The organism is Haloferax profundi, from assembly GCF_001469865.1.
GTDB classification, from domain to species: domain Archaea; phylum Halobacteriota; class Halobacteria; order Halobacteriales; family Haloferacaceae; genus Haloferax; species Haloferax profundi.
The window spans coordinates 1-23,353 of record NZ_LOPV01000136.1; the positions used below are offsets into that span (position 1 = coordinate 1).

Genomic DNA, 23,353 nt, shown 5'->3' on the forward strand with positions numbered 1-23,353 from the left:
GGGGCCAGTAATCGGTCACCACTCGACGCGAACGACCCTCCTTTTCGACCGCCGAACCCGCTGACGTGTGGTTCGTCTGACCTGACTTTTGACGCCTTCACGAAGGTTATTGAGGTTGGCCGCTATGCGCAGGTATGACACGGAAGCGCGGCCGCGTCCTCGTCGCCGGAGCGACGGGTCGGACCGGCCGATTCGTCCTCGACACACTGGCGGAGACGCCGTTCGTCGTCAGGGCGCTCACCCGCGACTCCGACGCGGAAGCGACACTCCGGGCACAGGGTGCGGACGAAGTCGTCGTCGGTGACCTCCTCGACAGAGACGACGCCCGAGAGGCGGTCCTCGACGTCGACGCCGTCGTCTCGGCTGTCGGTGTCGCCTTCGGCCTCGAGACGATTCGCGGTGACCTCGTCGATGGCACTGGTATCGAGAACCTCGTCGACGCCGCGACTGCCGCTGGCGTCCAACGGTTCGTCCTCACGTCGTCTATCGGCGTCGGCGACTCGAAAGACGGCCTCCCGCTGTCGCTCCGCGCGATTCTCACTGCCGCCGGCGTCCTCTCGGCGAAGGCACGAAGCGAAGAGCGACTTCGAGACGCGCCACTCGACCACACCATCGTTCGACCGGGTGCACTGACCGACGCACCGGCGACCGGCGAGGTTCTCGTCGGCGAGGGTGGAGACTCCGTCTGTGGCAGTATCCCGCGAGCGGACGTGGCAAACGTCCTCACGAGTTCGCTGTTCACGGAGACGACGGAGAATCGGACGTTCGAAATCGTCTCACGGCCGGGACTTCGCGGCCGACCGAACAACGTCGTCGATATCCAGTGGCAACCAGTTCCGCGGGTCGAACCCGCCGATTAGTCGAGTTTCCCCAAGGCTTCGAAGAAGTCGGAGGTCGGGCCAGCGAGTCGAACCGGCGAGTCAGACTGTTCGATGCGAATCTCGGTCGGTGTCGAGACAGTTCTGCGCGTCCGTCCATCGCCGACGACGACGGCCGAGTCGGCCTCTGTGACCGTCACGGTCACCGTCGCATCCAGTGGGACGACGAGCGAGGGCATCCCCTCGCGCGCGGCCATCTCGGTGACGACGAGTCCGTCGACCCCGGGGTGGACGAGTGGCCCGCCTTCGCTGAGGTTGTAGGCCGTACTCCCCGCTGGCGTCGTGACGAGGACGCCGTCTGCGTGGCCGCCAGAGTAGAGTGACCCGTCGACGCGAACCTCCAATCCTGCACCACCGCCGTGGCCTCGCCGGGGGCCGTGGACGACGACTTCGTTCATCGAGGGGTCCATCTCCCAGTCGTCGCCACGGGCGACGATGCGGGGCACCTCGCGGACCGACGGCGTGCCCTCGCGGAACGCGGAGACGGCGCTCAACACCTCGTCGATGGCGTCGTCGGGTGAGACGGCGTTCAGGAAGCCGACTTCACCGAGATTCACGCCGAGGATGGGGACGCCGTTCGCCCCTCTCGCGGCGTAGAGAAACGTTCCGTCGCCGCCGATGCTCACCACGAGGTCACACGCGTCGAACGCCTCGACAGGAATCCCGGTGACGTCCAACTCCTCGGCCGTCGCGTCGTCGACGACTGCTTCGACATCGACGGCCGCGAGTGCCTCGCACATGTCTGCGGCGAGGTACGCGGCCCGACTATTGCCCTTCTGCGCGACGATGCCGACCTTCATAACCCGCGGTTCTACGTCACCGGCCAAAAGCCCACCGTCACGTCACCAGGTGACGCAGCCACGGGAAACGTTCATGGGGGCCCCTGCCGACGTTGAAGTGATGGCAGGCACGGGCGTCGACCTTCCGAACCAACGGTGGTCTCCGTGAGCGACGACGACTGGTTCGAGCGGGCGCTCCGCGAGGAGGACGACGCGGAGGCCGAGCCAACCGATGCGGAGACCGAGACACCGGGCGAACCAACCGAACAGGGAGGTGAGTCTGCTGACGACGGTGATACCGAGCACCGCGAAGCCGGCACCGACACGGGCACCGCGTCCGCGAGTAGGTCGTCCGACGACTCACCGGAGGACGACTTCGCTGCCGACGTGAGTGACGAGCCGTTCGCGACGAACTTCGCCGAGGCGTTCGAGAACGCCCCGATGCCGGATATCGACGGCACCGATGGCGAATTCGGCGGCCCCTCGGGTGGCGGAGTAGATGACGACTTCTGGAGTAGTTCTGGCTCGCAGCGACAGTCGCCGCAGTTCGACGACGAGGAGTTCGAGTCGGACATCGACCGTATCGACATCGGCGTCGACGGCCTCGACGAGATGATTCTCGGTGGTGTCCCGAAGCGGTCGCTCATGGTGACCATCGGCAGCGCCGGGACGGGGAAGACGACGTTCGGCCTCCAGTTCCTCTACAAGACGCTTCGAGACGGCGGCAGCGGCGTCTACATCACCCTCGAAGAGAGTCGCCGACGTATCCTCGACACCGCCGACGAGAAGGGGTGGGACTTCAGTGGCTACGAGGCCGACGGAAAACTCGCCATCGTCGACTTGGACCCCGTCGAGATGGCGAACAGTCTCTCCAGCATCCGAAACGACTTGCCGCGTCTCGTCGAGGACTTCGGTGCGGACCGCCTCGTCCTCGACTCGGTGTCCCTTCTGGAGATGATGTACGACCACCCCTCGAAGCGCCGCAGTGAGGTGTTCGACTTCACTCGCTCGTTGAAAGACGCCGGCGTGACGACGATGCTCACGTCCGAGGCGGACCAGACGAATCCCTACGTCTCTCGGCACGGCATCGTCGAGTACCTCTCTGACGCGGTGTTCGTCCTCCAGTACGTTCGCCCGGACGACTTCCGCGAGACGCGACTCGCAATCGAGATTCAGAAGATTCGCGACGCCAACCACTCTCGGGAGACGAAACCGTACGAACTCACCGACGACGGTATCAGCGTCTACCGGCAGGCGAATATCTTCTAATCCACCTTTTTTCACAGGGTCTTCGGCGACTTCGTCGCCTCAAACCCTGCCAAAAAATCTGGACCAAAAAAGGCCGAACCGAGCGAAGCGAGGTTCGGTACAGTACACTCGTCGGTGGTCGGTAGACGCGGCGAATTCTGTTGAAATACTCTGTCGACGACAATCCGTCGAGGTCGTGCTGAATACAGCGCCTGAGTCGGTCATAGAACTTGCCTTGCTCTATCGCCACATACAGCGTGCATCGCCAACAACGAATCCCTGTGTTGTAGGAGCGAACGGAGTAGAAAATCCAGTCACACTGCGAGGTTTTAATGCGATTTAAGCCAGATTGACACTAATGAGCCAAGTGAGTATCCAACAACATTTTTCGAACCGAGGATGGTGGAAGATACTCTTCTTGGTACCCTTACTGTTGCTTCTTCATCAAGTCCTTTTCGTGCTGAACAATTTCGTCGTGTTCGATTATAGCGTCGGTCTATCTGGATACATCATAACTCTCCAAGAGTGGTTAATCATCGCAAACGTTGCTGTTTCCTTTTATTCACCAGTGGTCATCTACCACGACCGTAAATTCCTCGCAGAACACACAGACTGGACGCCAAATATTTTGTACGTCATTTCGTTCATCCCGCTCGTGAATGTGCTGACTGTAAGTGCGTATCTCGTTCAACGTCGCCGGGCTATCGAGCAAGTAAGCACGTGAAACGAACAGCAACCGCGTGCTGAACTCACCCGCTCTATTCAGCACACAATCTCTCTCACCTTTCCAGTATCTCGACAGCGCCACTCGATGCTATCGACGCCCACCAACGCAGTCAGGCCGCCTCCCCTACTTCCTCGGCCACCCGGGAGCGCCTCTCCCGCGGAATCGCGAAGACGAACTTGATGGCGAGCGTCGCGGCGATAGCGGCGGGGAGAATCGTGAACACGGCGACGAGCACCGACACAGTAACCTCGCCTTCGGTGAAGAGGAGGAACGTCGCGAGCGTCAGCGTCGGCGCGAGAACCGCACCGAACACGAGACTGACACCAGCGAGGGTGTAGCCCCACTGTCGGCCCTGCCAGAGCCAGATTCCGCTGACGACGAGTGCCGGAACGACGACAGAGAGGTCGAGGAAGTGCGATATCGTCGCCTGTGGGCCGACCTCCTCGACGAGGAGTGGCGGCGTCCCAGAGAGCGTCGCGGGGATGATTTCGGAGAGCCACAAGAACGCGAGTCCGAGCGCAATCACGAGCAAGAACACACCGTAGACGCGCTCTGAGATGTGTCCCGATAGCTTGTCGTGAATCTCCGTCGCGTCGGTGGTCACGACGCCGCCCACGAACGTGAACAACGAGAGTGAAAAGAGGGCGACGTACCCGAGGAAGAACTCGTTGAACGTCACTTGCAGGCCAATCGACGCCCACATGTACGTCGTGTACGCGAGCGACCCAAGCCACACGATTCGTCCCCGGAGCGACCCACGCATCGTGAACCAGAGTCCGAGTACCAACACGGGGGCGCCAACTGCGAGCATCATCAGGTCCTGTGCGAAGTACGTCGGGAGCAGTGCGGGTGCGTCGTTGTAGTGCCCCGGTCTGAAGAGTCCGAGGAGGGCCGAGACAGTCGAAAGCACGACGATAGCGCTCGTCGTGAGGACCTGCCAGCGTCGAATAGATGTCGTCATCGGTGAACCACCAGTGAGAGATACGTCGAAGAACAGGATAACCCAGTTCGGCGGTCCCCGGAGCGTGAGAACGTCGGCGCAGCGGAGCGGTCCGCTGACGGTGAAATCCGGCTGGAAAAGAGGGTGGGAACGTGTCCGAGGGTGGTGTCCCCCTGCTCAGTCGTCAGCAGGGACGGCAGGTGCCTCGCGCTCCGGCGCGAACTCTTCGTAGTGGACGACTTCGTCGACTGGGCGACGGTACTTGGCCTCGGCTTGCAGTTCGCCGGCATCTTCGGCGGGGATACCCATCGTCATGAGCATCACCGGTTCGTACTGCTCGCCGTCGATGTCGAACGCGTCGAGGACGGCGTCGGGGTCGAATCCACCGATTGGGCAGGTGGCGACGCCTTCGTCCCACGCGGCGTGCATGAGTGCCATCGCGACCAGCGACGTGGAGCGGACGGTCCAGACGCGGCGTTCTTGTTCCGGCAGGTCGGCCATGCCGGCGACGTTTTCGAGGATACTGTCGCGAACCTCTTCGTTCGGGAGGTAGCCCTTTTCGAGCATGTCGTCGGCGACGGTTTCGGCGTGTGCCTCGGGGTCCTTGTTACCGAGGACGATAACCGACGCGGCGGCACCAGTGACGTGTTCTTGGTCGTAGGCAGCCTCGCGCAGGGCCTCCTTGGTCTCGTCTTCCCTGAGGACGACGAATTCCCACGGCTGAAGGTTGTAGCTCGACGGCGCCTGAATCGCGTTCTCGAAGATTGTTTCGAGCGTCTCGTCGTCGAGTGGTTCGTCAGCGTATTCGTGGACCGAACGGCGGGACGTTACGACCTCTGTGAAGTCCATCGGTACCCTCCAAGGACGACACGATAATAGCGCGTTGCAATGCGGGCGAAACCGCCGATTCCAGTGTGCTCGCAGCCCTCATTCCACTGATTTCACCTGGTGACACTCGTGTCACTTGGGCCGGAGAGCTTCACCGGACAATCGTCACTGGAACCGGCGCGCGACGGACGACTTCTTCGGCGACGCTCCCGAGGACGATTCGCGAGACGCCAGTCCGTCCGTGACTCCCCATCACGACGTGGTCGTAGTCCGCATCGTCGCTACTCAACACGTCCACGATGGTCTTCGCAGGATTCCCAACGTCGATGAGGTCGGCGACCATCCGGTCGTCGTCGACGAGGCCGACTTCTGCTTTTACCTCGGCGAACGTCTCGCGCGCCTCGCGCTTCTCGTCTTGGTACCACTCCTCGGACCCGCTGAGTGCTCGCTCTCGATAGTCGGCGTCTGCGGGGTTGATGACTTTCAAGAGCGTGAATCGGGCGTCCGGCCACTCCGAGACGGCGAACCGAAGCGCAGCGACCGACTGCGGCGACCCATCGACGGGAACGAGGACGTGTTCGGCCATATCTTCGCCTACTCGGTAGGAGGACAAAAACCGCCCGGCGAAACGGGTACTGAATCGCTGCCACGGGGACGCGGCGTCGTTCTATCGTCAGTCTCCGTGCCTCGTCACACAGGTCGACAGTCCCTTCAGTTCGACCGGTTCGGAGTTATCGGGCGAGTAGACGACCATCTGGCCTTTCTCCATGTACGGCACTTTGTCTTCGAGGTTCGGCGGGATGTTGACGCTCTTGATGGCGTCTTCGTCGCCGAGGTTGAGGACGACTTTGGTGTTGATTTGCTTGAACACGGAGTCGGCGATGTCCTGTGGGTCCTGCGTGATGAGGAACAACCCGAGTCGCTCTTTGCGGCCCTGTTTGGCCGCCTCGGTGAACTTCTCGATGACCTTCCGCGCCTGCACGGTGTCGGCGTTGGTCAAGAAGTTGTGCGCCTCGTCCATCCCGAGGACCAGCGGCGTCTCCTTGATTCGTTCGCTGGTCGGGTCGTTCGAGAGTTTGTCGTCGATGAGGAGTGCGGAGACGGCGAGGACGAACAGTTCCTTCGCGCGACTCGACGAGAGGTGGTACGTCGGAATGACCGTCAACCCGCCGGGGCGGACGAGTTCGTGGTCGAGGTCCGTGATGGGTCGCGCATCCTGGTCGAACACGCCGTTCGGGACGCCGCGAACCCGGCGTTTCACCGCGTCGAAGGTGGCCTCGTGGACGCGACCCGATTCGTCGAGTTCCTCTTTGAGCGCGGGGTCGTCGAGGAACGTCAGGAACTCGCGGTAGGTTCCGCTGTCGCCGTAGTTGCGGAAGAAGCGATTGAGGAGTTCGAGCAGTGCCGGGTACTGGTTGTCGTTGAGGCTACTGCCGGCGACCAACCACGGGAGGTCACGGGCCATCGAGAAGGGGATGGTGAACTCCAACTGCTCCGCCCTGTGGTTCGACCCGGGATACGACGACCCGGCCATCTTCGGGACGAGTGCGAGCGTGTCGTCGTGCCCGCCGTGGACGATACCTTCGCGCTCGTAACGTCGGGCAGTTTCGTCGTCCATGTCCGGGTTGTCGTCGTGCATCTGGGCGTACTCGTCCTGCGGGTCGAACTGGACGACTGCGGTCTGGACGTCGCGTCCATCGTCCATCTCGTAGGTGCGCTCCGCCGAGAGGTACTGCCGAAGCATGTTCTTCGACCCGTGAGTCTTCCCGGACCCCGTGCCACCGGCGACGAGTGTGTGCCGGAAGACGAGTGGGTCGCCGTCGGTGTAGTCGTCTTTCAGTCGGTAGTCGATGGTCGGCGGTTGTGCTGCCGTCCGGACCTTCTCGCCACCGACGGAGAGGTGGCCGAGGAAGACACCCTCCTCGGGAATCTTCAGGCCCGTCTTGATTTGCGTCGCGTCGTCTGCTTCACCGACCGTCGCACCGGGTTTGGGGACGCGGTCGACCATCCGGCGCTTGAGGTCACCGCGGTCCGAAAAGAGGACGGCGATGGGTTCGAGTTCGGCCATGAACTTGTAGTCGCGCTCTTCGAACTCGTCGGATGGGCGGCGCATCGCGCGCCGCGCGTGAATCTCGGTTGCGTCGTCGGCCTGGAACTCCTGGGCGTATTCGAGGCCGACGATGCGGCAGAACAGCAGTTCGTCGTCGGGGTAGGGGACGATGAGGTACTTTCCGAGACGGACGTGCTCGCGGTTTCCAGCCGTGACGAACGCACGGAGCGTCGTCCGTTCGTGGTCTTCGGAGACGCGAAGACCCTGTGAGACGGCGATTGCGCCGACACCGCGTTCGGTGCCGACGGGGTCGGCGTCGTACTCTTCGAACTGGAGGTCACTGCCAGCGTCCGCGCCTGCCTCGGCAGTGGACGACGCGGACTCGCTGTCCGTCTGGTGGGTCTCGGTGTCGTCGTCACCCGAGGGGCGTCGGCCCTCGCGTTCGTCTCGGTCCGTCCCGTCGGTGTCGTCGCCGACGTAGTCGTTGAAGTCCCCCAGGTCGGTCATGTTCCAACGCTTGCAGGCGGTGTGTAAAAATCCTCACGTCGCCGAGGCGGCCCGGTCGCGTCGCGCGTTCGACCCCCGGTATCGACGTGCACTCTCGTGATTGTGTCACGTTCCCGCGGACGACTTTTCTGTGTCGCCCACCTAGAACGCCTATGCTTCTCGTCCGCGGTCACGGTGGTGGGACAGCGCTCACCGGAACCATCTTCGAACGAGGTGAGGAAGCGCCGACCTACCGCGGTGCACCCAACGAAGATGCGCCCTACGTCTGGGTCTGCGACGAGTTCTACCAAGTCGAAAGCGGTGGGAGTGAGACGGTCATCGACGGCCAGACCATTCGGGTCGCGTTCGACACGCCACTCCCACGCGGGTTCGATACCCGCGAACAAGCGCTCGTGGCCGCAAAAGAACACATTCGCACCCAGTTCGCACGCGTCGGCGTCGACAGCGACGCCGTTCGAATCGAGGTCATCAGACCCGACGAAGAAGGGCGACCGGAGGAGACGACGTGACTTACTCGTCTTCGTCCACCCAGCGGATGTTGTCGTAGCTTTTCATCTGGTCCGACCCGAGTTTCTCCGAGAGTTTTCGTCTGAGGGCGGCCTTCTCGCCGACGCTCACCCGCGCCAGTTCGTCGGCTTTCTCGACTGCGAGTGGCGGTCCACGCGTCGCCGCGACGTCGCGGACGACGTGGCGCATCAGTTTCTCGCGCATGGCTTCGTCCTTGGTGAACGCGTAGGGTGCTTCGACGCGGTAACAGACGTCGGTTCGCGGGTCGTACAGCACGAAGAACGTGACCGTGTAGTCTTTCGGGTCGAGGTGTCGTTCGACGCCGAACGCGTCCCCGTCGGCGCTCATCTGGCGGTCCGACCCGCCGCGAGAGACGAACCAGTTCGTAAACGTCAGCGCCTCGGTCCGCCTGTCGTCTCGGTCTGGCCCCTCACGTCGTTCGAGGAGTCTGACGAAGAACGAGGCGTCGTCGACCCACGGCACGTCGCCCGACCCGTTCTCGCGGAAGTGTCTCTGCACCGTACGGACGATGTGTTTCGCACCGGGGTTCTTGACGAACCCAGTGATGGGAACGTCGCGTTCGACGAATCGCTCGACGAGGCGGACGTAGTTCTCGACGATAGCTCTCGGTTTCGCGTCGCGGGCGAGGTCCTTGAGTTCCGCGTCGCGGTCCCGCCAGTTCAAGAGTTGCTTCGGATAGAGTGGGCCGTCGAGGACGAGGAGGTCGGACACCTCGTCGGCGTGTTCGAGTGCGTGGGCGCTCTCTGCGAGGTACAACGAGAGCGCGTGGACGACGCCCTCGGCGTAGCGGTTGACGCGGGGTGCGCGGAGAATGCGCCTGCGGGCGTACCCCTCGTCGGACTTGTGCCACCCGTCGGTATCGAAGACGGACAACGAGTCGCGGGTGTGGACGGTCATGACGATAGACCGCGAGCGGTGGAGGTCGAGGTCGGACGGTTCGGCCGCCATCGCGGCGTGGGCAACGTCGAGGACGAGGCCGTTCTTGAACGTCGTCGGGTTGATAGTCCCCGAGTCGAGGCCGTGGACCGTCGGAAACGGTGCGTCGACGAGTGCGACGTCGTCGATGGCCGCCGCGTGGAGGCGTTGCTCGCCGACCGGTTCGACGATTGGATTCTCACCATCGACCGGCACGAGTGGGTCTAACCACGATTCCCAGACCGTCCGTGCGAGGTCCTCGTAGTCGGTGTCGTCGACCGAGTCGGCGATGGAACTCGCCATGGAGGCGATGTCGTCCACGTGGACGGGGTCGAGAGTCATACCTCGGCGTCGTCGCCGACGGTGAAAAATCCGCCCGTCTTCTGACCTGTGGGACGATAGCTCGGTCCCGGCACGCTCATATCACTTCGTTTCCAAGCTTTCGGTGACGATGTCAGTCAGCGCGGTCGGGTTCGACCTCGACTACACACTCGCTGTCCCCACGAGGGACCGCGAGACAATCCTCTCTGAGGCCGCGGCAGCGGCGGGTGCACCGCCACTCTCTCGAGAGGCGTATCTCCGGGCACACCAAGAGAACCTCACGCGCGAGACGCGCGCGCCGATTTTCGAGGACTTGCTCGCCGAACACGACTCTCCCGTCGACCCGGAACACGTCGCGACGGCGTACCGTGAGCGCATCACGGATGCAGTCGTCCCTGTCGGCGGCGTCGAAGCGATGCTCACCGGCCTTCGGACGACCTACCGGGTGGGTCTCTTGACCAACGGCCCAGTCGTCGCACAGGAGGACAAAATCGACAAACTCGGGTGGCGCGACCACTTCGATACGGCGCTCGTGACCGGGGCACTTCCCGCGGGGAAACCGGACGTTCGGTCCTTCGAAGCACTCCTCGACGGCCTCGATACCTCACCCGAAGAGACCGTCTACGTCGGCGATAGCGTCCACCACGACATCGCCGGCGCACACGACGCCGGGATGCTTCCGGTGCAAGTCGTCGGTGAAGACTGTGACGACCCGGACCCGCGGGCTATCGCACACATCCCGCGTGACGCACTGCCGACCAGACTCCCAGAACTCCTCGCAGACCTGTAATCACGCCGGTTCGGCGTGGTCGGTATCGCTGTCTTCTCCCGTCTCGTCGCCGTCACCGTTCCCTTCGAGCGCTGCGACCAGCGCGCGGAAGGCAGGAAGCGTCCACTTGACCTGCGCGCCGTCTTCGACGAACACGAGCGTTCGCGGCGGGCGGACGGCCTTGGGTCGAACCCGAAGGCCCTGTTCACCGGCCGCCTCGGCGGTCACGTCGGGGTGCGTCATGAATTCGATGCGTGCCCGGTCGGGTTGGACGTACACGTCGGCGACGCGCGTGTCGTTCGCTGCAACCCCGTACGCGAAGGCACCGTCGTCTGTCGGTTCCACGTCGGGGTCGGCATCCACCACCGAGAGCATCGCGAACGTCTCTTCGTGGCCAGTCAGTTCGGAGGCGAGTAGTTGCGCGATGCGTGTCCCGTCGGCGAGTCTGTCGACGACCATACGCCTCGTTCGGCGGCGAGTGGTTTCGGGGTGTCGCTTCGAGAGCAGTGTAACGCGCGGCTATTGGGACAGTCCGCGCTTCGCCTTCGACGCCGCTTCGTCCACGTCCACGTCGTTCTCGCGGGCGAAGAGGACGGCGGCGGCCTCTGCGGTCACGCCGAGGTTCGACTGGCGTTCGTTGATGCCGGCGACGGCCGCCTGCTTTTCGATGCCGGCGGCGACGCAGGCGTCGAGAATCTGCTCGAAAGCCGACTGCTCGCGGAGGACGGAGGCGTCGGGTTCGAACTCTTCGGGAATCTGGATATCGGCGGGGTCGAATGCTGCGACCACGTCGCCGTCGTCGCGTTCGACGAGGCCACGGCCTGCGGCGAGGTCGATGAGGCGCTTGGCCTGGTCGGGTGAGAACCAGTCGCGGTCGAGGGACAGGGCGACGACGAACTCGCCTTCGCCCAGTCGAGTCGACCCGTGCTGACGGAAGGGGACGGCGACGGTGACGTCGAGACTCATCGGTTCGACGGCGGGCGCGGGCGAACTAAACGGTTTGTGTTGCTCGCGGCGGTCTCAGCGCGTGCTGTGGCACCACCTGACGAGAGTTGATTCGAGCGATTCAAGTAGTCACCGAGGTTTTTACCCCGTATGAAGGACCAAGGACGCTCCAAGCGGAAGCGGACCGGTGGACGGCTCAAGCCGTCTTCGAACAAGAAGCGCTACCAGCTGGGTCGAGAACCCGCCGCGACGACGGTCGGCGAACCCCGATTCCAGGTCATCGACTCCCGCGGTAACAACGAGAAGCTCCGCATGCTCTCGACCAACGTCGCGCAAGTCGCCGACGGTGCCGAGGTCACGGAAGCAGACATCGAAGGCGTCGTCGACAACCCGTCGAACGTCAACTACGCTCGCCGGAACATCATCACGAAGGGCTCCATCATCGACACGAGCGCCGGTCGCGCCCGCGTCACGTCCCGCCCCGGACAGGACGGTCAGGTCAACGCAGTTCTCGTCGACGAAGCGTAATCCTCTTTCACCGCGTCGAGATTCGACGCGGCCCCGTTTTTTCTGGCAGAGCCACAGCCATGTCTACACATGGTGTCTGTGGGGAGGACGAACGGATAACGCAGTGAAAAGAACGGACACCAAACCGAGGTGCCGTGGGGAGCTGTGGCGCCTGTTCAGGGCGTCGGTGCGGCCTTCTGAAGTGCCGTCTCGGCGATGTTGCCACCGTAGTCGGCGCTCCGGGAGACAGAGTCGACGATGAGGCCGAGCAGTTGGGCACGGGCCGGGTCGAGGTCACGGAGCAGTTCGTCGATTTTGCGGGCGCGTTCGTCGATTTCTTGAACCGACTCGCGGGACTCGTTTGCGAGCCGAGTCGCCTCGTTGCTGTCTTCGGCGAAGAGTGCGTCCATACCGCCGTTGACGACTTTCTTGGACTCTTCGAACAGTTCCTCGATGGCCGCGATAATCTCCTCGCTCACCGGTTGTTCGAAGTTCAACGAGAGGTGTGCAATCTTCGTCGCGTGGTCGCCGATGCGTTCGAGTTGGCGCGCCGCGGACTGGTAGTCGAAACAGACCTCACGGGGGAGGCCGAGTTCCTCGGCGGCCTTCGGGGTGCGGAGCGTCGCACGGAAGATACGGGAGACGACCATCCAGAGGCGGTCCACGTCGTCGTCGCGTTGGATGACGTCGTGGGCGAGGTCCTCGTCCATCTCCGCGATGGCGGCGATGGCGTCTTCGAGCATCGAGAGGGCGATGAGTCGCATGCGCGTGACTGCGTTGTGGATGGAGAGTTCCGACGAGTCGAGGAGGTCACGGATGACGACGCGGTCACGAGTCTCTTCGAGGACTTCCAGGCCGACGAGGCTCTGGGTCGCCTCACGGATGGTCCGGCGCTGGTCGGTCGTGATTCGTCCACTCTCCAGCGCGATGATGTCGAACCCGCTGACGTACATCGTCATGACCGCACGCGTGAGTTCGTCGCCTTCGAGGTTCGAGATGTCGAGCGTCCCTTCGGTTCGTTCCTCTTCGGACCGTGGCGTCAAGAACAGTGAGTCGCCCTCGGGATAGAACTCGACTTCGCTCCCGGCGGAGACGCCGTTCTCGGTCGCCCAGTCTTTGGGAATAGAGACAGTGTAGGTGGAACCGCCCGTCACCTGCACCTTTCGGGTTTCGACCATGGGCGTCTCTGGACCTCATCACACAATAAAACTGTCTATACCTATATACTGTTTGAGGTGATTACCATGAGAGTGAGGGATCGGCCGAAATAGACCGACAAATCCCCGCTGTACCGACGACTCTGGAGTCGAACGTGCTCCTTCATATCCCTCGACAGAGGCACGTGCGACACCGACAGTGATGGCAGTTCACACTCGACACCCCGGTATATTTCGGGCCGCGACGACTGGCCCACCTACGGACTGACTGGAGACGTTTGCATCCGTGCCACACATATCAGAACATACCACTATATATTTGTCATAGCAGGGTATTTACCCACAAATCGACTCGAAATCGATGATGACGAGCAACACGGATGATGTCCTGTCTCGGCGTAAATTCCTGATCGCTTCCAGCGCAGTCGGCGTCGCTGGCCTCGCTGGATGTACCGAGAACAACTCCGGCGGTTCGGAGGGCGGCGACTCCGGTGGGTCGGAAGGCGGCGACTCCGACTCCAGTGGCGACGGGAGTGAGGAACTCTCGGGTGCCATCGACATCGCAGGCTCTTCGACCGTGTTCCCGCTCGCAACCGCGATGGCCGAGCGCTTCCAGAAGGAGAACTCCGGCGTCAACATCAACATCCAGTCCACTGGCTCCGGTGGTGGCTTCGCGAACTACTTCTGCCCCGGTGACACCGACTTCAACAACGCCTCGCGCCCAATCAAGGGCGAAGAGGAAGACCAGTGTGCGAACAACGACATCACCCCCGTCGAACTCAAGGTCGCGACCGACGCGCTGACGGTCATCGTCAACAACGACAACGACTTCATCGGCGAGGGACTCACCGTCGAGCAACTCCAGACCATCTTCTCTGCCGAAGAAGCGCCCACCACGTGGTCTGACGTGAACTCCGAGTGGCCCGACGAGGAAATCGAAATCTTCGGTCCCACTGACGCGTCCGGTACGTACGACTACTTCATCGAGGCCATCATCGGCGAGGAAGGTCCGGGCCACCGCCAGGACTACTCCGCGACCGAACAGGACCGCACCATCGTCCAGGGTGTCGAAGGCTCTGAGTACGCGATCGGCTACCTCGGCTTCGCGTACTACAGCGAGAACACGGACTCCGTGCAGGCCGTCCCCGTCGAGAACGACGAAGGAAACTACGTCGAACCGTCGCTCGACACCGCGCTCTCCGGCGAGTACAACCCGCTCTCGCGCCCGCTGTTCACGTACCCCGCACAAGAGTCCCTCGCCGAAGAACACGTGGCTACGTTCGCCCGCTACTGGATGGAGAACTCCACGAGCAAGGAAATCGTCGCCGACGAAGTCGGATACGTCCCACTGGGTGACGACGAACAGCAGGAGATGCTCGACAAACTCAACGCGGCCATCGAAGAGGCTAACTGAACCTCTATTGGCAGAATAGACTAACGAAGCGTTTTTTCATAACCCACGATTCATACAATCCAATGAGCACAGATGACCTCGAAACCGACCTCACGCGGAAGACGGAGAATTCGCCGCGTGAGTTGCTGACGCGGTCGTTCTTTTTCTTGTGCGCGGCGTTGTCCGTCGTGACGACCATCAGCATCGTCGCACTCCTCGTCACCGAGGCGGCGAAGTTCTTCACACTCACCGCCCCACTGATGGGTGTCACGGGAGAAACGGCCTCGATAGTCGACTTCCTGACGGGAACGACCTGGCAAATCCACAACAAGGAGTTCGGTGTGCTTGCACTCGTCTCGGCGACGCTGATGATTACCATCGGGTCGGCAATCATCGCCCTCCCACTCGGTGTCGCGACGGCGATTTACCTGAGCGAGTACGCGAGCAAACAGGCTCGCTCAGTTCTCAAGCCCGCCCTCGAAATCCTCGCCGGTGTCCCCACCGTCGTGTACGGCTTCTTCGCGCTCATCTACATCACGCCCGCGATTGGTGTCGTCTTACCCGGCATCGGGACGTTCAACATCCTCTCGGCGAGCATCGTCGTCGGTATCATGATTATCCCCATGGTCGCGTCCATCAGTGAAGACGCGATGTCTGCCGTCCCCGACGACCTCCGTCAGGCAGGGTACGGCATGGGCGCGACGAAGTTCGACGTGTCCACCGGCATCGTCGTCCCCGCCGCACTCTCCGGTATCTTCTCGTCGTTCATCCTCGCCCTCTCGCGCGCCATCGGTGAGACGATGGCCGTCACCGTCGCCGCGGGTGCGCAGGCGAAGTTCCTCAACCCCCTCGACCCCTCGTCGTACCTCGAAGGTGCACTGCCGATGACCGCAGCGATGGTCCAACTGCTCACCGGCGACATCACCGGTGGCGGTCTGGCCTACCGCAGTCTGTTCGCAATCGGTCTCGTCCTCTTCGTAATCACGCTCATCATGAACATCATCAGCGACTACGTCGCACAACGCTACCGGGAGGCGTACTGAGATGGCAACCCAAAGCGACACCGACCAGATACAAGGGTTCGGCCAAGTCAGCCGAACGACCGGCGTCATCTTCCGGTACCTCCTCATGGGCGCGACGATGTTCGGTATCGTCACGCTGGCCATCCTCCTCGTCTACGTCGCCAACGACGCGATTCAACCGCTCACCGCGGACGCTGGATGGTATCTCGTCTTCTTCGTCACGTTCGTCGCTCCGACGACGCTCGTCGGCGCGTATCTGTATCGGACGAACGTCGACGCACTCAAACTCGGCCTGTTAGTCGTCGGGATGCTCGCGGTGACGCTGATGTTCAGCGGTGGCGTGGCCATCGTCTTCGTGGACATCGTCCCGCCACTCGTCAGTCTCTCGTACGCGATTGGACTCCTCGTCCCCTTCGCCGCCGTCGTCCTCATGACCAAGTACGAGGACGCGATTCCGTTCACTGCGCGCGTCGCGGCGACAGGCGCCATCTTCTTCCTGTCGCTGTTCGGGATTCCGGGCTACTACCACAGCATCCCCGAGATGGTCCAGAAGATTCCTGTCGTCCCGACAGAGTGGGTCATCATCACGCTCGTCTTCGGCGGCGTCGTCGCTGTCGTCGTCGGCCAATACTTCGCCCGGATTCGTGAGAACACCCGAGCAGGTGTCGTCGCTGGTGTCGCCGCCCTCGCAGCGACTGGCGCCGCCGCAGTATCCGGGATGTTCACCGGCGTCAACCCGACTGCACTCGCTGTCGTCGCGGCCGGTGCGTTCGTTCCGACTGCCGCCTACGCTGGCGGTGCAGCACTCACCCGCGAAGAGGAGCGAATCGGTCTGCTGCTCGCTGCCGTCGTCATCGGCGGGTCTCTCGTCGGTGCCGGTATCGTCGACGTACTCGGCTTCGCCGGCCCACAGTCGTGGGTCGACTGGCAGTTCCTCACGAGTTCGCACAGCGGAACCGCCGAGAACGCGGGACTCTATCCCGCTATCGGTGGGTCCATCCTTCTGATGGTCACCGTCGCGGCACTGTCGTTCCCACTCGGCGTCGGTGCTGCGGTGTACCTCGAAGAGTACGCCCCGGACAACGTCTTCACGCGCTTTATCGACGTCAACATCTCGAACCTCGCCGGTGTCCCCTCTGTCGTGTACGGTCTGCTCGGACTGGGTGTGTTCGTCACCTACCTCGGCCAACCGACGGGGACAGTCCTCATCGGCGGTGCGACACTGGCACTGCTCATCTTGCCTATCGTCATCATCTCCTCGCGCGAGGCGATTCGCTCCGTCCCACAGGACATGCGGCAGGCGTCCTACGGGATGGGTGCGACGCGGTGGCAGACCGTCAAGAACGTCGTCCTCCCCGAGGCGTTCCCCGGTATCCTCACCGGGACCATCCTCGCACTGGGTCGGGCAATCGGTGAAACCGCGCCGCTCATCATGATTGGCGCACCGAACGTCCTGTTCAACTTACCGACCGAACTCAGTTCGAAGGTCAGCGCGATGCCACTGCAGGTGTACGCGTGGTCGAGTCTCTTCGCCAGCGAGGACTTCTACACGAAGGCCGTGCCGGCGGGTGTCGTCGTGTTGCTCGCGGTCTTACTCGCGATGAACTCCGTCGCTATCGTCCTCAGGAACAAGTTCGAAAGCGAAAGCTAATACAAGTACATGAGCCATAAAGAGAACACAGCAGAGGTTGAATCTTCAAACATGACCGGGACAGAGGACCCGACGAACGACGAGATGCTCGTCCAGACGGACGTTAGCGATGGCCTGTCGGCGTCGACGTCGGTGTCGGAGACGACGAACGCGGAGACGATTATCCGCGCAGACGACATCAACGTCTGGTACGGTGACGAACAGGCACTCCAGAACATCTCGATGGAGATTCCCGAAAACAGCGTGACCGCGATGATTGGTCCGTCGGGATGTGGGAAGTCGACGTTCCTCCGGTGTATCAACCGGATGAACGACCTCATCGACGTCGCTCGCGTCGAAGGGGAACTGACGCTCCGCGGCAAGAACGTCTACGACGACGACGTGGACCCGGTCGCACTCCGCCGCCGTGTCGGGATGGTCTTCCAGAAGCCCAACCCGTTCCCGAAGAGCATCTACGAGAACGTCGTCTACGGCCTGAAGATTCAGGGAATCGAAGGCGACTACGACGAAATCGTCGAAGAGTCGCTCAAGCGCGCCGCACTCTGGGACGAGGTCAAAGACCGCCTCCACGAGTCGGGCCTCGACCTCTCCGGCGGCCAACAACAGCGTCTCTGTATCGCCCGCGCTATCGCGACGGACCCGGAAGTCCTCCTGATGGACGAACCGGCGTCCGCGCTCGACCCGGTCGCAACCTCGCAAATCGAAGACCTCGTCGAGGAACTCGCCGAGGACTACACCGTCGTCATCGTCACGCACAACATGCAGCAGGCCGCGCGTATCTCGGACAAGACCGCCGTGTTCCTCACGGGCGGTGAACTCGTCGAGTTCGACGACACCCAGAAAATCTTCGAGAACCCCGAGAGCCAGCGCGTCGAAGACTACATCACCGGGAAGTTCGGGTAACACCTCGGACCCACCTGTTCGTCGGCCTTGGTCCCGGCCTTCGGACCTCTTTCTCCCGTCATCTGTCTGTCACCCTCGATAGTGAACGTCTCGACACTGTCTTGCGTTTGGCTGACGCCGTGTCACTTGCACCATCACAAGGAATTTGATGGTTCCTCTCGGAGAATTAGACATGGCTAGAACCGAGTACCAAACTCGACTCAAGGAACTCGAAGAAGACGTCTCTTACCTCGGTGAGTTGGCGGCAGAGCGCGTCCGACACGCGCTCGACGCCCTCGACGAGAAAGACGAAGAACTTGCACAGCGCGTCATCGAGGGCGACGGTGAGATAAACCGCCTCTACCTCGACCTCGAACAGGACTGTATCGACCTGCTCGCCCTCCAGCAACCGGTCGCAGGCGACCTCCGGTTCGTCGCCGCATCGTTCAAAATCATCACCGACCTCGAACGCATCGCCGACCTCGCGGTGAACCTCGCCCAGTACGCCCTCGACGCCGAACAGGACGTGTACACTGAGGTCGACATCCAGCGTATCGGTGACGCCGCCCTCGACATGGTCGACCAGGCGATGGACGCCTACTCGACCGAAGACTCTGACCTCTGTCGCTCTGTCGCCTCCCGTGACGACGACCTCGACACGATGTGTGACGAGGCGTCCCAGACCATCGTTCGGGACCTCATCACCGGTGGCGACTTCGAAGGCGACGACGAACTGGACGCCGAAGAGTCCCTCGTCGACGTGCGTCGTCTCCTCCTCACCGTCCGTGACCTCGAACGCATCGGCGACCACGCCGTCAACGTGGCGGCGCGGACGCTCTACATGATCGACAACGACGACGAACTGCTCTTCTAATCGGTAGACTGCGGTTTCTTTTCGTCCATTGTCGTTTCGCACTGCTCGCCGTGGATAGCGACGCGATAAAATACGTCCGAGACGACGGTTCGCGGCTTACTGGAAGCCGAGACGGCCGTCGCGGGTGTCGGGCGAGAGACCCTCGCGGGCACCACCCTTGAACTGGTCTTGAATCTGTTCGTAGTAGTTCATCAGGTCCTCGGTGATGGTCGGACGGACCGACTCCATCGCCTTGCGGAAGTGGCGCATCTCTATCTCCTCGGCGTCGCCGTTCTCCCGGAGTGCCTCGATGGCGGCCTCGCGACAGATGGATTCGAGGTCAGACCCGACGTAGCCGTCGGTAATCTCCGCGATTTCGCGGAGGCTCACGTCGGGCGCGAGCGGACTGGCCTGCGTGTGGATGTCGAGAATCTGCTCGCGGCCCTTCTCTTCGGGTTGGCCGATGAGGACGAGACGGTCGAAGCGACCCGAACGGATGAGGGCGGGGTCTATCATGTCCGGGCGGTTCGTCGCCGCGATGACCATGACGTTCCCGGCGTCTTCGAGGCCGTCTAACTCCGTCAGGAGTTGGTTGACGACGCGTTCGGAGACGTTGTTACCGACGTCGTTGCCGCGGGCGGGCGCGAGTGCGTCCAACTCGTCGAAGAAGATGATGGTCGGCGAGACTTGCCGCGCCTTGCGGAACGTCTGCCGAATCGCCTTCTCCGACTCACCGACCCACTTCGACAGCAGTTGCGGCCCACGCACCGAGATGAAGTTCGCGTTCGTCTCGTTGGCGACGGCTTTGGCGATGAGGGTCTTCCCCGTGCCGGGCGGACCGTAGAGGAGGACGCCTTTCGGTGCCTCGATGCCCATGCGCTCGAACTTCTCGGGCGTGGTCAACGGCCACTCGACGCTCTCTTTGACCTTCTGTTTGGGGTCTTCGAGGCCGCCAACGTCGTCCCACGTGACCTTCGGAATCTCGACGAGCACTTCGCGCATCGCCGAGGGTTCGACCTCACCGAGCGCACCGCCGAAGTCGTCGTTCTTGACGACCATCCGGTCGATGAGGCTCGGTGGGATGTCCTCCCGGTCGAGGTCGATTTCGGGCAGGTAGCGCCGCAGGGCCTTCATCGCGGCCTCTTTGGTGAGTGCCTCGATGTCGGCACCGACGAACCCGTGGGTGTCGTCCGCCAAGTCGTCGAGGTTCACGTCGTCCGACAACGGCATACCGCGGGTGTGAATCTGGAGAATCTCCTTGCGGCCTTCCTCGTCGGGGACGCCAATCTCGATTTCACGGTCGAACCGGCCGGGGCGACGGAGCGCGGGGTCGACGGAGTCGACGCGGTTCGTCGCCGCGATGACGATGACCTGTCCGCGCGCTTCGAGGCCGTCCATCATCGTCAGCAACTGGGCGACGACGCGGCGTTCGACTTCGCCCGTCACGTCCTCACGCTTCGGCGCGATGGAGTCGAGTTCGTCGATGAAGATGATACTCGGGGACTCCTCTTTGGCGTCCTCGAATATCTCGCGGAGTTGTTGTTCGGACTCACCGTAGTACTTCGAGATAATCTCCGGGCCAGCGATAGAGAAGAAACTGGCAGACGTCTCGTTGGCCACCGCACGGGCGAGCAGGGTCTTCCCCGTCCCCGGCGGACCGTGGAGAAGCACCCCTTGCGGCGGTTCGATGCCGAGTTTCTTGAATATCTGCGGGTGCTTCATCGGCAGTTCGACCATCTCGCGGACGCGCTGAATCTCGTTGGTCAGGCCACCGATGTCCTCGTAGGTGATGCCGCCGCCGGTCTTCTCGAATCCGGAGATTGGCTCTTCGCGGAGTTCGACGTCGGTGTCTTCGGTGACGAGCGCGACGCCGTCGGGTTTCGTCTCGACGGCGATGAGCGGAATCGCCTGTCCAGGCGACCGCATGAATGGGTGGTTCGTACTCGACATCACCGGGACGATGTCGCGTTCGACCACCGGACGCTTGAGAATCTGGCGCTTGACCATCCCGGCCGCGTCGGACCCGAATTGGACACTCGCCTCTTCGGGCGGTGCCAACACGAGTTTGTCGGCCTTCTTGGCATCCGCTTTGCGGATGGTCACACGCTCGCCGATGCTCACGTCGGCGTTCTGCCGCGTGAACCCGTCTATGCGAACCGTATCAGTGTTCCAGTCTTGCCGGTCTGCCCGCCACACCTTCGCGGCGGTCGTCTTTCCTCCCTCGATCTCGATGATGTCTCCCGGCGAGAGCTTGAGATGGAGCAAGGTGTCCGGGTCAAGACGGGCGATACCGCGCCCCGAGTCGTTCGGGTACGCTTTCGCCACTTCAAGTTGGACTTCGTTCATATGAATTACCTCGCGGGGATGCTGATACCTGTGGGAGGCCACCGGATAAGTCCTTCCCCGGTCTGTCCGGGGCGGCGTCTCCCGCAGGTGACAGCTTAGCACACAGTAGGGCGGGCGGCTACTAATCCCTACCGACTAAACTGATTCCGTCGCGTCGATGGCTGGCGTTTTTACCTTCGCGTGCCGACGAATACTATCATGAGACTTCTCGCGTTCGACGGGCGGATGGGTGCGAGCGGCGACATGCTCCTCGGAGCCCTCGTCGCCGCCGGTGCCGACCCCTCTGTTCTCACCCCCGTCGAAGACGCCCTCGACGTCGAGTACCGAATCGACGAGGTGGACAAAAACGGCATCGTCGCCACCAAAGTAGACGTACTCCTCGCGGAGACGGACGGCGGTGACCCCCGCGGTGAAGGTCACGACGACGACCACCAGCAGTCTCCCGACCAACACACGGGCGACGACGAAGACGACAGTGACGACGAGAGTCCAGCGCACCGACTGCGCGGGGACTTCGCTCTCGGCCACGCCCACGACCACGGTGATGGCGACGGTCACGGTCACGACCACTCCCACGCACACGACCACGCTCACTCGCACGACCACTCCCACGCACACGACCACGCTCACTCGCACGACCACACTCACGCCGAAGGCCACGGCCCACACCGAACGTACCCCGAAGTCGTCGAACTCGTGGAGTCGATGGACCTCCCGTCGAACGTCGAGGCCGACGCGACGGCCATCTTCCGCATCCTCGGCGAAGCGGAGGCGAAGGTACACGGCACGGACCTCGAAGCGACACACTTCCACGAAGTCGGTGCCGACGACGCCATCGCCGACGTGGTCGGGACCTGTCTCCTCCTCGACGAACTCGGCGTCGAACGAGTCGTGACCGGTCCGGTCTCCGTCGGCGGCGGCGAGACTACGATGAGTCACGGTACCTATCCGATTCCGGCACCGGCAGTCCTCAACGTGGTCGAACAGGCCGACTGGTCCATCCGTGGCGGCCCCGTCGAAGCCGAACTCCTCACCCCGACGGGCGCGGCGATTCTCGCGCACGTCGCCGACGGCGTCGAGACGCTCCCCTCGCTGTCTGTCGAATCGTCGGGCTACGGTGCTGGCGGATGGGACTTCCCCGACCACCCGAACGTCCTCCGCGCCATCGTCGGCGACGGCGGGTCGCGACTCGTCCGCGACGAGATTTCCGTGTTGGAGACGAATCTGGACGACGCGTCGCCCGAGATTCTCGGCAGTCTGCAAGAGACACTGAAAGACGCCGGCGCGCGGGACGTCTCCATCATCCCGACGACGATGAAGAAGTCCCGACCCGGCCACCTCGTCAAAGTCGTCGTCAAGCCCGAGGACGTCGAACGCGTCGCCTACAAGCTTGCCGTCGAAACCGGGACGCTCGGCATCAGAGAGCACGGCGCTGGCCACCGCTGGACCGCCCACCGTGCGTTCGAGACGGCGACCCTCGACATCGACGGCGACTCCTACGACGTGACAGTCAAAGTTGCCAGCGACGCCGACGGCATCGTCTACGACCGGAGCGCCGAGTACGACGACGCCCTCGCCGTGGCGAAAGAGACGGGTCTCGCAGTCAGAGAGGTCATGCGTCGAGCGGTTGACGCAGTCGCGACAGACGAGTGAGGGGTCGGCCCTCGCTCAGTCGTCGGTGAGTTGCGGATACGCGACTTCCCACAGGTGGCCGTCGGGGTCGGAGAAGTAGCCAGAGTACCCTCCCCAGAACACTTCTTGCGCCGGCTTGACGACGCTCCCGCCGGCCGCTTTCGCTTCTTCGAGTACCTCGTCGACGCCCGCTTTCGTGGAGACGTTGTGTGCAATCGTGACTCCCGAAAACCCTCCACTACCCTCGTCGGGAACAGTCGCGTCTTCGGCGAGCAAGTCTCTCGGGTAGAGTGCCAACCACGTCCCTTCGAGCGTGAAGAAGGCGATGTCGCTGTCCGGTTCGCGGTCCCGAAGCGGCAGTCCGAGGCCGTCACGGTAGAACTGAATCGACGCGTCGAGGTCTGAGACGCCGAGGGTCACGACTGTGATGCGAGGGTCCATTCAGAAGCAGTCGCTCGGACCGAGCATAAACACG

22 protein-coding genes are annotated in these 23,353 nt (G+C 62.7%); 11 read left to right on the plus strand and 11 right to left on the minus strand.

Translation table 11 applies throughout. The features are described from left to right. Positions 1-134: 134 nt before the first annotated feature. Positions 135-860 carry an SDR family oxidoreductase gene (locus AUR66_RS06795; protein WP_058571718.1) on the plus strand — a complete coding sequence of 242 codons (726 nt, stop codon included), beginning with the start codon at positions 135-137 and terminating at the stop codon, positions 858-860. Here AUR66_RS06795 and AUR66_RS06800 read toward each other — a convergent pair. Beyond that, positions 857-1,678, minus strand: coding sequence for an NAD(+)/NADH kinase (locus AUR66_RS06800; RefSeq protein ID WP_058571719.1), 822 nt, complete (start codon positions 1,676-1,678; stop codon positions 857-859). The genes AUR66_RS06795 and AUR66_RS06800 overlap by 4 nt on opposite strands. 144 nt (positions 1,679-1,822) lie before the next feature. Between AUR66_RS06800 and AUR66_RS06805 the strand changes: the two genes are divergently transcribed. Further along, positions 1,823-2,926, plus strand: a complete 1,104-nt coding sequence (locus AUR66_RS06805; RefSeq protein ID WP_058571762.1) for a KaiC domain-containing protein — start codon at positions 1,823-1,825, stop codon at positions 2,924-2,926. Between the two features lie 815 nt (positions 2,927-3,741). Here the strand turns inward: AUR66_RS06805 and AUR66_RS06815 are convergent. From AUR66_RS06815 to AUR66_RS06830, 4 genes are all read right to left on the minus strand, one after another. Then, positions 3,742-4,593 carry a hypothetical protein gene (locus tag AUR66_RS06815; RefSeq protein WP_058571721.1) on the minus strand — a complete coding sequence of 284 codons (852 nt, stop codon included), beginning with the start codon at positions 4,591-4,593 and terminating at the stop codon, positions 3,742-3,744. A gap of 156 nt (positions 4,594-4,749) precedes the next feature. Next, positions 4,750-5,421 carry a nitroreductase family protein gene (locus tag AUR66_RS06820; protein WP_058571722.1) on the minus strand — a complete coding sequence of 224 codons (672 nt, stop codon included), beginning with the start codon at positions 5,419-5,421 and terminating at the stop codon, positions 4,750-4,752. 130 nt (positions 5,422-5,551) lie between these two features. After that, the gene (locus AUR66_RS06825; protein ID WP_058571723.1) at positions 5,552-5,986 is read right to left on the minus strand and encodes a universal stress protein; all 435 of its coding nucleotides are present in this window, start codon (positions 5,984-5,986) and stop codon (positions 5,552-5,554) included. An 87-nt stretch (positions 5,987-6,073) separates the two neighbouring features. Next, positions 6,074-7,957 carry an ATP-binding protein gene (locus AUR66_RS06830; RefSeq protein WP_058571724.1) on the minus strand — a complete coding sequence of 628 codons (1,884 nt, stop codon included), beginning with the start codon at positions 7,955-7,957 and terminating at the stop codon, positions 6,074-6,076. Positions 7,958-8,109: 152 nt separating this feature from the next. Here AUR66_RS06830 and AUR66_RS06835 point away from each other — a divergent pair, with 152 nt between their 5' ends. Beyond that, positions 8,110-8,466, plus strand: coding sequence for a DUF7113 family protein (locus AUR66_RS06835; protein WP_058571725.1), 357 nt, complete (start codon positions 8,110-8,112; stop codon positions 8,464-8,466). A gap of 1 nt (position 8,467) precedes the next feature. On the opposite strand, the gene AUR66_RS06840 is transcribed toward AUR66_RS06835, so the two are convergent. Further along, positions 8,468-9,742, minus strand: a complete 1,275-nt coding sequence (locus AUR66_RS06840; RefSeq protein ID WP_058571726.1) for a DNA double-strand break repair nuclease NurA — start codon at positions 9,740-9,742, stop codon at positions 8,468-8,470. A 109-nt stretch (positions 9,743-9,851) separates the two neighbouring features. Here AUR66_RS06840 and AUR66_RS06845 point away from each other — a divergent pair, with 109 nt between their 5' ends. Beyond that, positions 9,852-10,511 carry an HAD family hydrolase gene (locus AUR66_RS06845; RefSeq protein WP_058571727.1) on the plus strand — a complete coding sequence of 220 codons (660 nt, stop codon included), beginning with the start codon at positions 9,852-9,854 and terminating at the stop codon, positions 10,509-10,511. Here the strand turns inward: AUR66_RS06845 and AUR66_RS06850 are convergent, their stop codons facing one another. Further along, a complete protein-coding gene (locus tag AUR66_RS06850) occupies positions 10,512-10,949 on the minus strand; it encodes a hypothetical protein (RefSeq protein ID WP_058571728.1) in 438 nt (145 codons plus the stop codon). A gap of 60 nt (positions 10,950-11,009) precedes the next feature. Further along, positions 11,010-11,456 (minus strand): DUF2240 family protein, encoded by a 447-nt coding sequence (locus AUR66_RS06855; protein ID WP_058571729.1) that lies wholly within the window; start codon positions 11,454-11,456, stop codon positions 11,010-11,012. A gap of 129 nt (positions 11,457-11,585) precedes the next feature. On the opposite strand from AUR66_RS06855, the gene AUR66_RS06860 reads away from it, so the two are divergent. Next, positions 11,586-11,963 (plus strand): 30S ribosomal protein S8e, encoded by a 378-nt coding sequence (locus AUR66_RS06860; RefSeq protein WP_058571730.1) that lies wholly within the window; start codon positions 11,586-11,588, stop codon positions 11,961-11,963. A gap of 155 nt (positions 11,964-12,118) precedes the next feature. Here AUR66_RS06860 and AUR66_RS06865 read toward each other — a convergent pair whose 3' ends face one another. After that, positions 12,119-13,120 carry a phosphate uptake regulator PhoU gene (locus AUR66_RS06865; RefSeq protein ID WP_058571731.1) on the minus strand — a complete coding sequence of 334 codons (1,002 nt, stop codon included), beginning with the start codon at positions 13,118-13,120 and terminating at the stop codon, positions 12,119-12,121. Positions 13,121-13,463: 343 nt separating this feature from the next. Between AUR66_RS06865 and AUR66_RS06870 the strand changes: the two genes are divergently transcribed. The 5 genes from AUR66_RS06870 (at position 13,464) to phoU (ending at position 18,921) form a co-directional block, all read left to right on the plus strand. Continuing rightward, positions 13,464-14,513 carry a PstS family phosphate ABC transporter substrate-binding protein gene (locus tag AUR66_RS06870; protein WP_058571763.1) on the plus strand — a complete coding sequence of 350 codons (1,050 nt, stop codon included), beginning with the start codon at positions 13,464-13,466 and terminating at the stop codon, positions 14,511-14,513. Positions 14,514-14,575: 62 nt separating this feature from the next. Further along, on the plus strand, positions 14,576-15,535 hold the full coding sequence (pstC, locus tag AUR66_RS06875) for a phosphate ABC transporter permease subunit PstC (protein WP_058571732.1): 960 nt from the start codon (positions 14,576-14,578) through the stop codon (positions 15,533-15,535). 1 nt (position 15,536) lies between these two features. Next, complete coding sequence (gene pstA / locus AUR66_RS06880; RefSeq protein ID WP_058571733.1) at positions 15,537-17,165, plus strand: phosphate ABC transporter permease PstA; 1,629 nt, start codon at positions 15,537-15,539, stop codon at positions 17,163-17,165. A 51-nt stretch (positions 17,166-17,216) separates the two neighbouring features. Beyond that, entirely contained in the window at positions 17,217-18,068 is an 852-nt protein-coding gene (gene pstB / locus AUR66_RS06885; RefSeq protein ID WP_058571734.1) for a phosphate ABC transporter ATP-binding protein PstB, read from the plus strand. Positions 18,069-18,240: 172 nt separating this feature from the next. Beyond that, on the plus strand, positions 18,241-18,921 hold the full coding sequence (gene phoU / locus AUR66_RS06890) for a phosphate signaling complex protein PhoU (protein WP_058571735.1): 681 nt from the start codon (positions 18,241-18,243) through the stop codon (positions 18,919-18,921). Positions 18,922-19,017: 96 nt separating this feature from the next. Here the strand turns inward: phoU and AUR66_RS06895 are convergent, their stop codons facing one another. Then, a complete protein-coding gene (locus AUR66_RS06895) occupies positions 19,018-21,246 on the minus strand; it encodes a CDC48 family AAA ATPase (RefSeq protein ID WP_058571736.1) in 2,229 nt (742 codons plus the stop codon). A 198-nt stretch (positions 21,247-21,444) separates the two neighbouring features. Here AUR66_RS06895 and larC point away from each other — a divergent pair, with 198 nt between their 5' ends. Further along, complete coding sequence (larC, locus tag AUR66_RS06900; RefSeq protein WP_058571737.1) at positions 21,445-22,899, plus strand: nickel pincer cofactor biosynthesis protein LarC; 1,455 nt, start codon at positions 21,445-21,447, stop codon at positions 22,897-22,899. A gap of 15 nt (positions 22,900-22,914) precedes the next feature. Here the strand turns inward: larC and AUR66_RS06905 are convergent, their stop codons facing one another. Further along, entirely contained in the window at positions 22,915-23,319 is a 405-nt protein-coding gene (locus AUR66_RS06905) for a VOC family protein (RefSeq protein ID WP_058571738.1), read from the minus strand. Positions 23,320-23,353: the final 34 nt, after the last annotated feature.

Coding starts and splice junctions, on each gene's coding strand:
- AUR66_RS06895 (WP_058571736.1), bottom strand. CDS start 21,246: ATGAACGAAGTCCAACTTGAAGTGGCGAAAGCGTACCCGAACGACTCG.
- pstA (WP_058571733.1), top strand. CDS start 15,537: ATGGCAACCCAAAGCGACACCGACCAGATACAAGGGTTCGGCCAAGTC.
- AUR66_RS06870 (WP_058571763.1), top strand. CDS start 13,464: ATGACGAGCAACACGGATGATGTCCTGTCTCGGCGTAAATTCCTGATC.
- AUR66_RS06845 (WP_058571727.1), top strand. CDS start 9,852: ATGTCAGTCAGCGCGGTCGGGTTCGACCTCGACTACACACTCGCTGTC.
- AUR66_RS06795 (WP_058571718.1), top strand. CDS start 135: ATGACACGGAAGCGCGGCCGCGTCCTCGTCGCCGGAGCGACGGGTCGG.
- AUR66_RS06840 (WP_058571726.1), bottom strand. CDS start 9,742: ATGACTCTCGACCCCGTCCACGTGGACGACATCGCCTCCATGGCGAGT.
- AUR66_RS06825 (WP_058571723.1), bottom strand. CDS start 5,986: ATGGCCGAACACGTCCTCGTTCCCGTCGATGGGTCGCCGCAGTCGGTC.
- AUR66_RS06855 (WP_058571729.1), bottom strand. CDS start 11,456: ATGAGTCTCGACGTCACCGTCGCCGTCCCCTTCCGTCAGCACGGGTCG.
- AUR66_RS06800 (WP_058571719.1), bottom strand. CDS start 1,678: ATGAAGGTCGGCATCGTCGCGCAGAAGGGCAATAGTCGGGCCGCGTAC.
- AUR66_RS06835 (WP_058571725.1), top strand. CDS start 8,110: ATGCTTCTCGTCCGCGGTCACGGTGGTGGGACAGCGCTCACCGGAACC.
- AUR66_RS06830 (WP_058571724.1), bottom strand. CDS start 7,957: ATGACCGACCTGGGGGACTTCAACGACTACGTCGGCGACGACACCGAC.
- AUR66_RS06820 (WP_058571722.1), bottom strand. CDS start 5,421: ATGGACTTCACAGAGGTCGTAACGTCCCGCCGTTCGGTCCACGAATAC.
- AUR66_RS06905 (WP_058571738.1), bottom strand. CDS start 23,319: ATGGACCCTCGCATCACAGTCGTGACCCTCGGCGTCTCAGACCTCGAC.
- AUR66_RS06850 (WP_058571728.1), bottom strand. CDS start 10,949: ATGGTCGTCGACAGACTCGCCGACGGGACACGCATCGCGCAACTACTC.
- AUR66_RS06815 (WP_058571721.1), bottom strand. CDS start 4,593: ATGACGACATCTATTCGACGCTGGCAGGTCCTCACGACGAGCGCTATC.
- AUR66_RS06860 (WP_058571730.1), top strand. CDS start 11,586: ATGAAGGACCAAGGACGCTCCAAGCGGAAGCGGACCGGTGGACGGCTC.
- pstB (WP_058571734.1), top strand. CDS start 17,217: ATGACCGGGACAGAGGACCCGACGAACGACGAGATGCTCGTCCAGACG.
- phoU (WP_058571735.1), top strand. CDS start 18,241: ATGGCTAGAACCGAGTACCAAACTCGACTCAAGGAACTCGAAGAAGAC.
- larC (WP_058571737.1), top strand. CDS start 21,445: ATGAGACTTCTCGCGTTCGACGGGCGGATGGGTGCGAGCGGCGACATG.
- pstC (WP_058571732.1), top strand. CDS start 14,576: ATGAGCACAGATGACCTCGAAACCGACCTCACGCGGAAGACGGAGAAT.
- AUR66_RS06865 (WP_058571731.1), bottom strand. CDS start 13,120: ATGGTCGAAACCCGAAAGGTGCAGGTGACGGGCGGTTCCACCTACACT.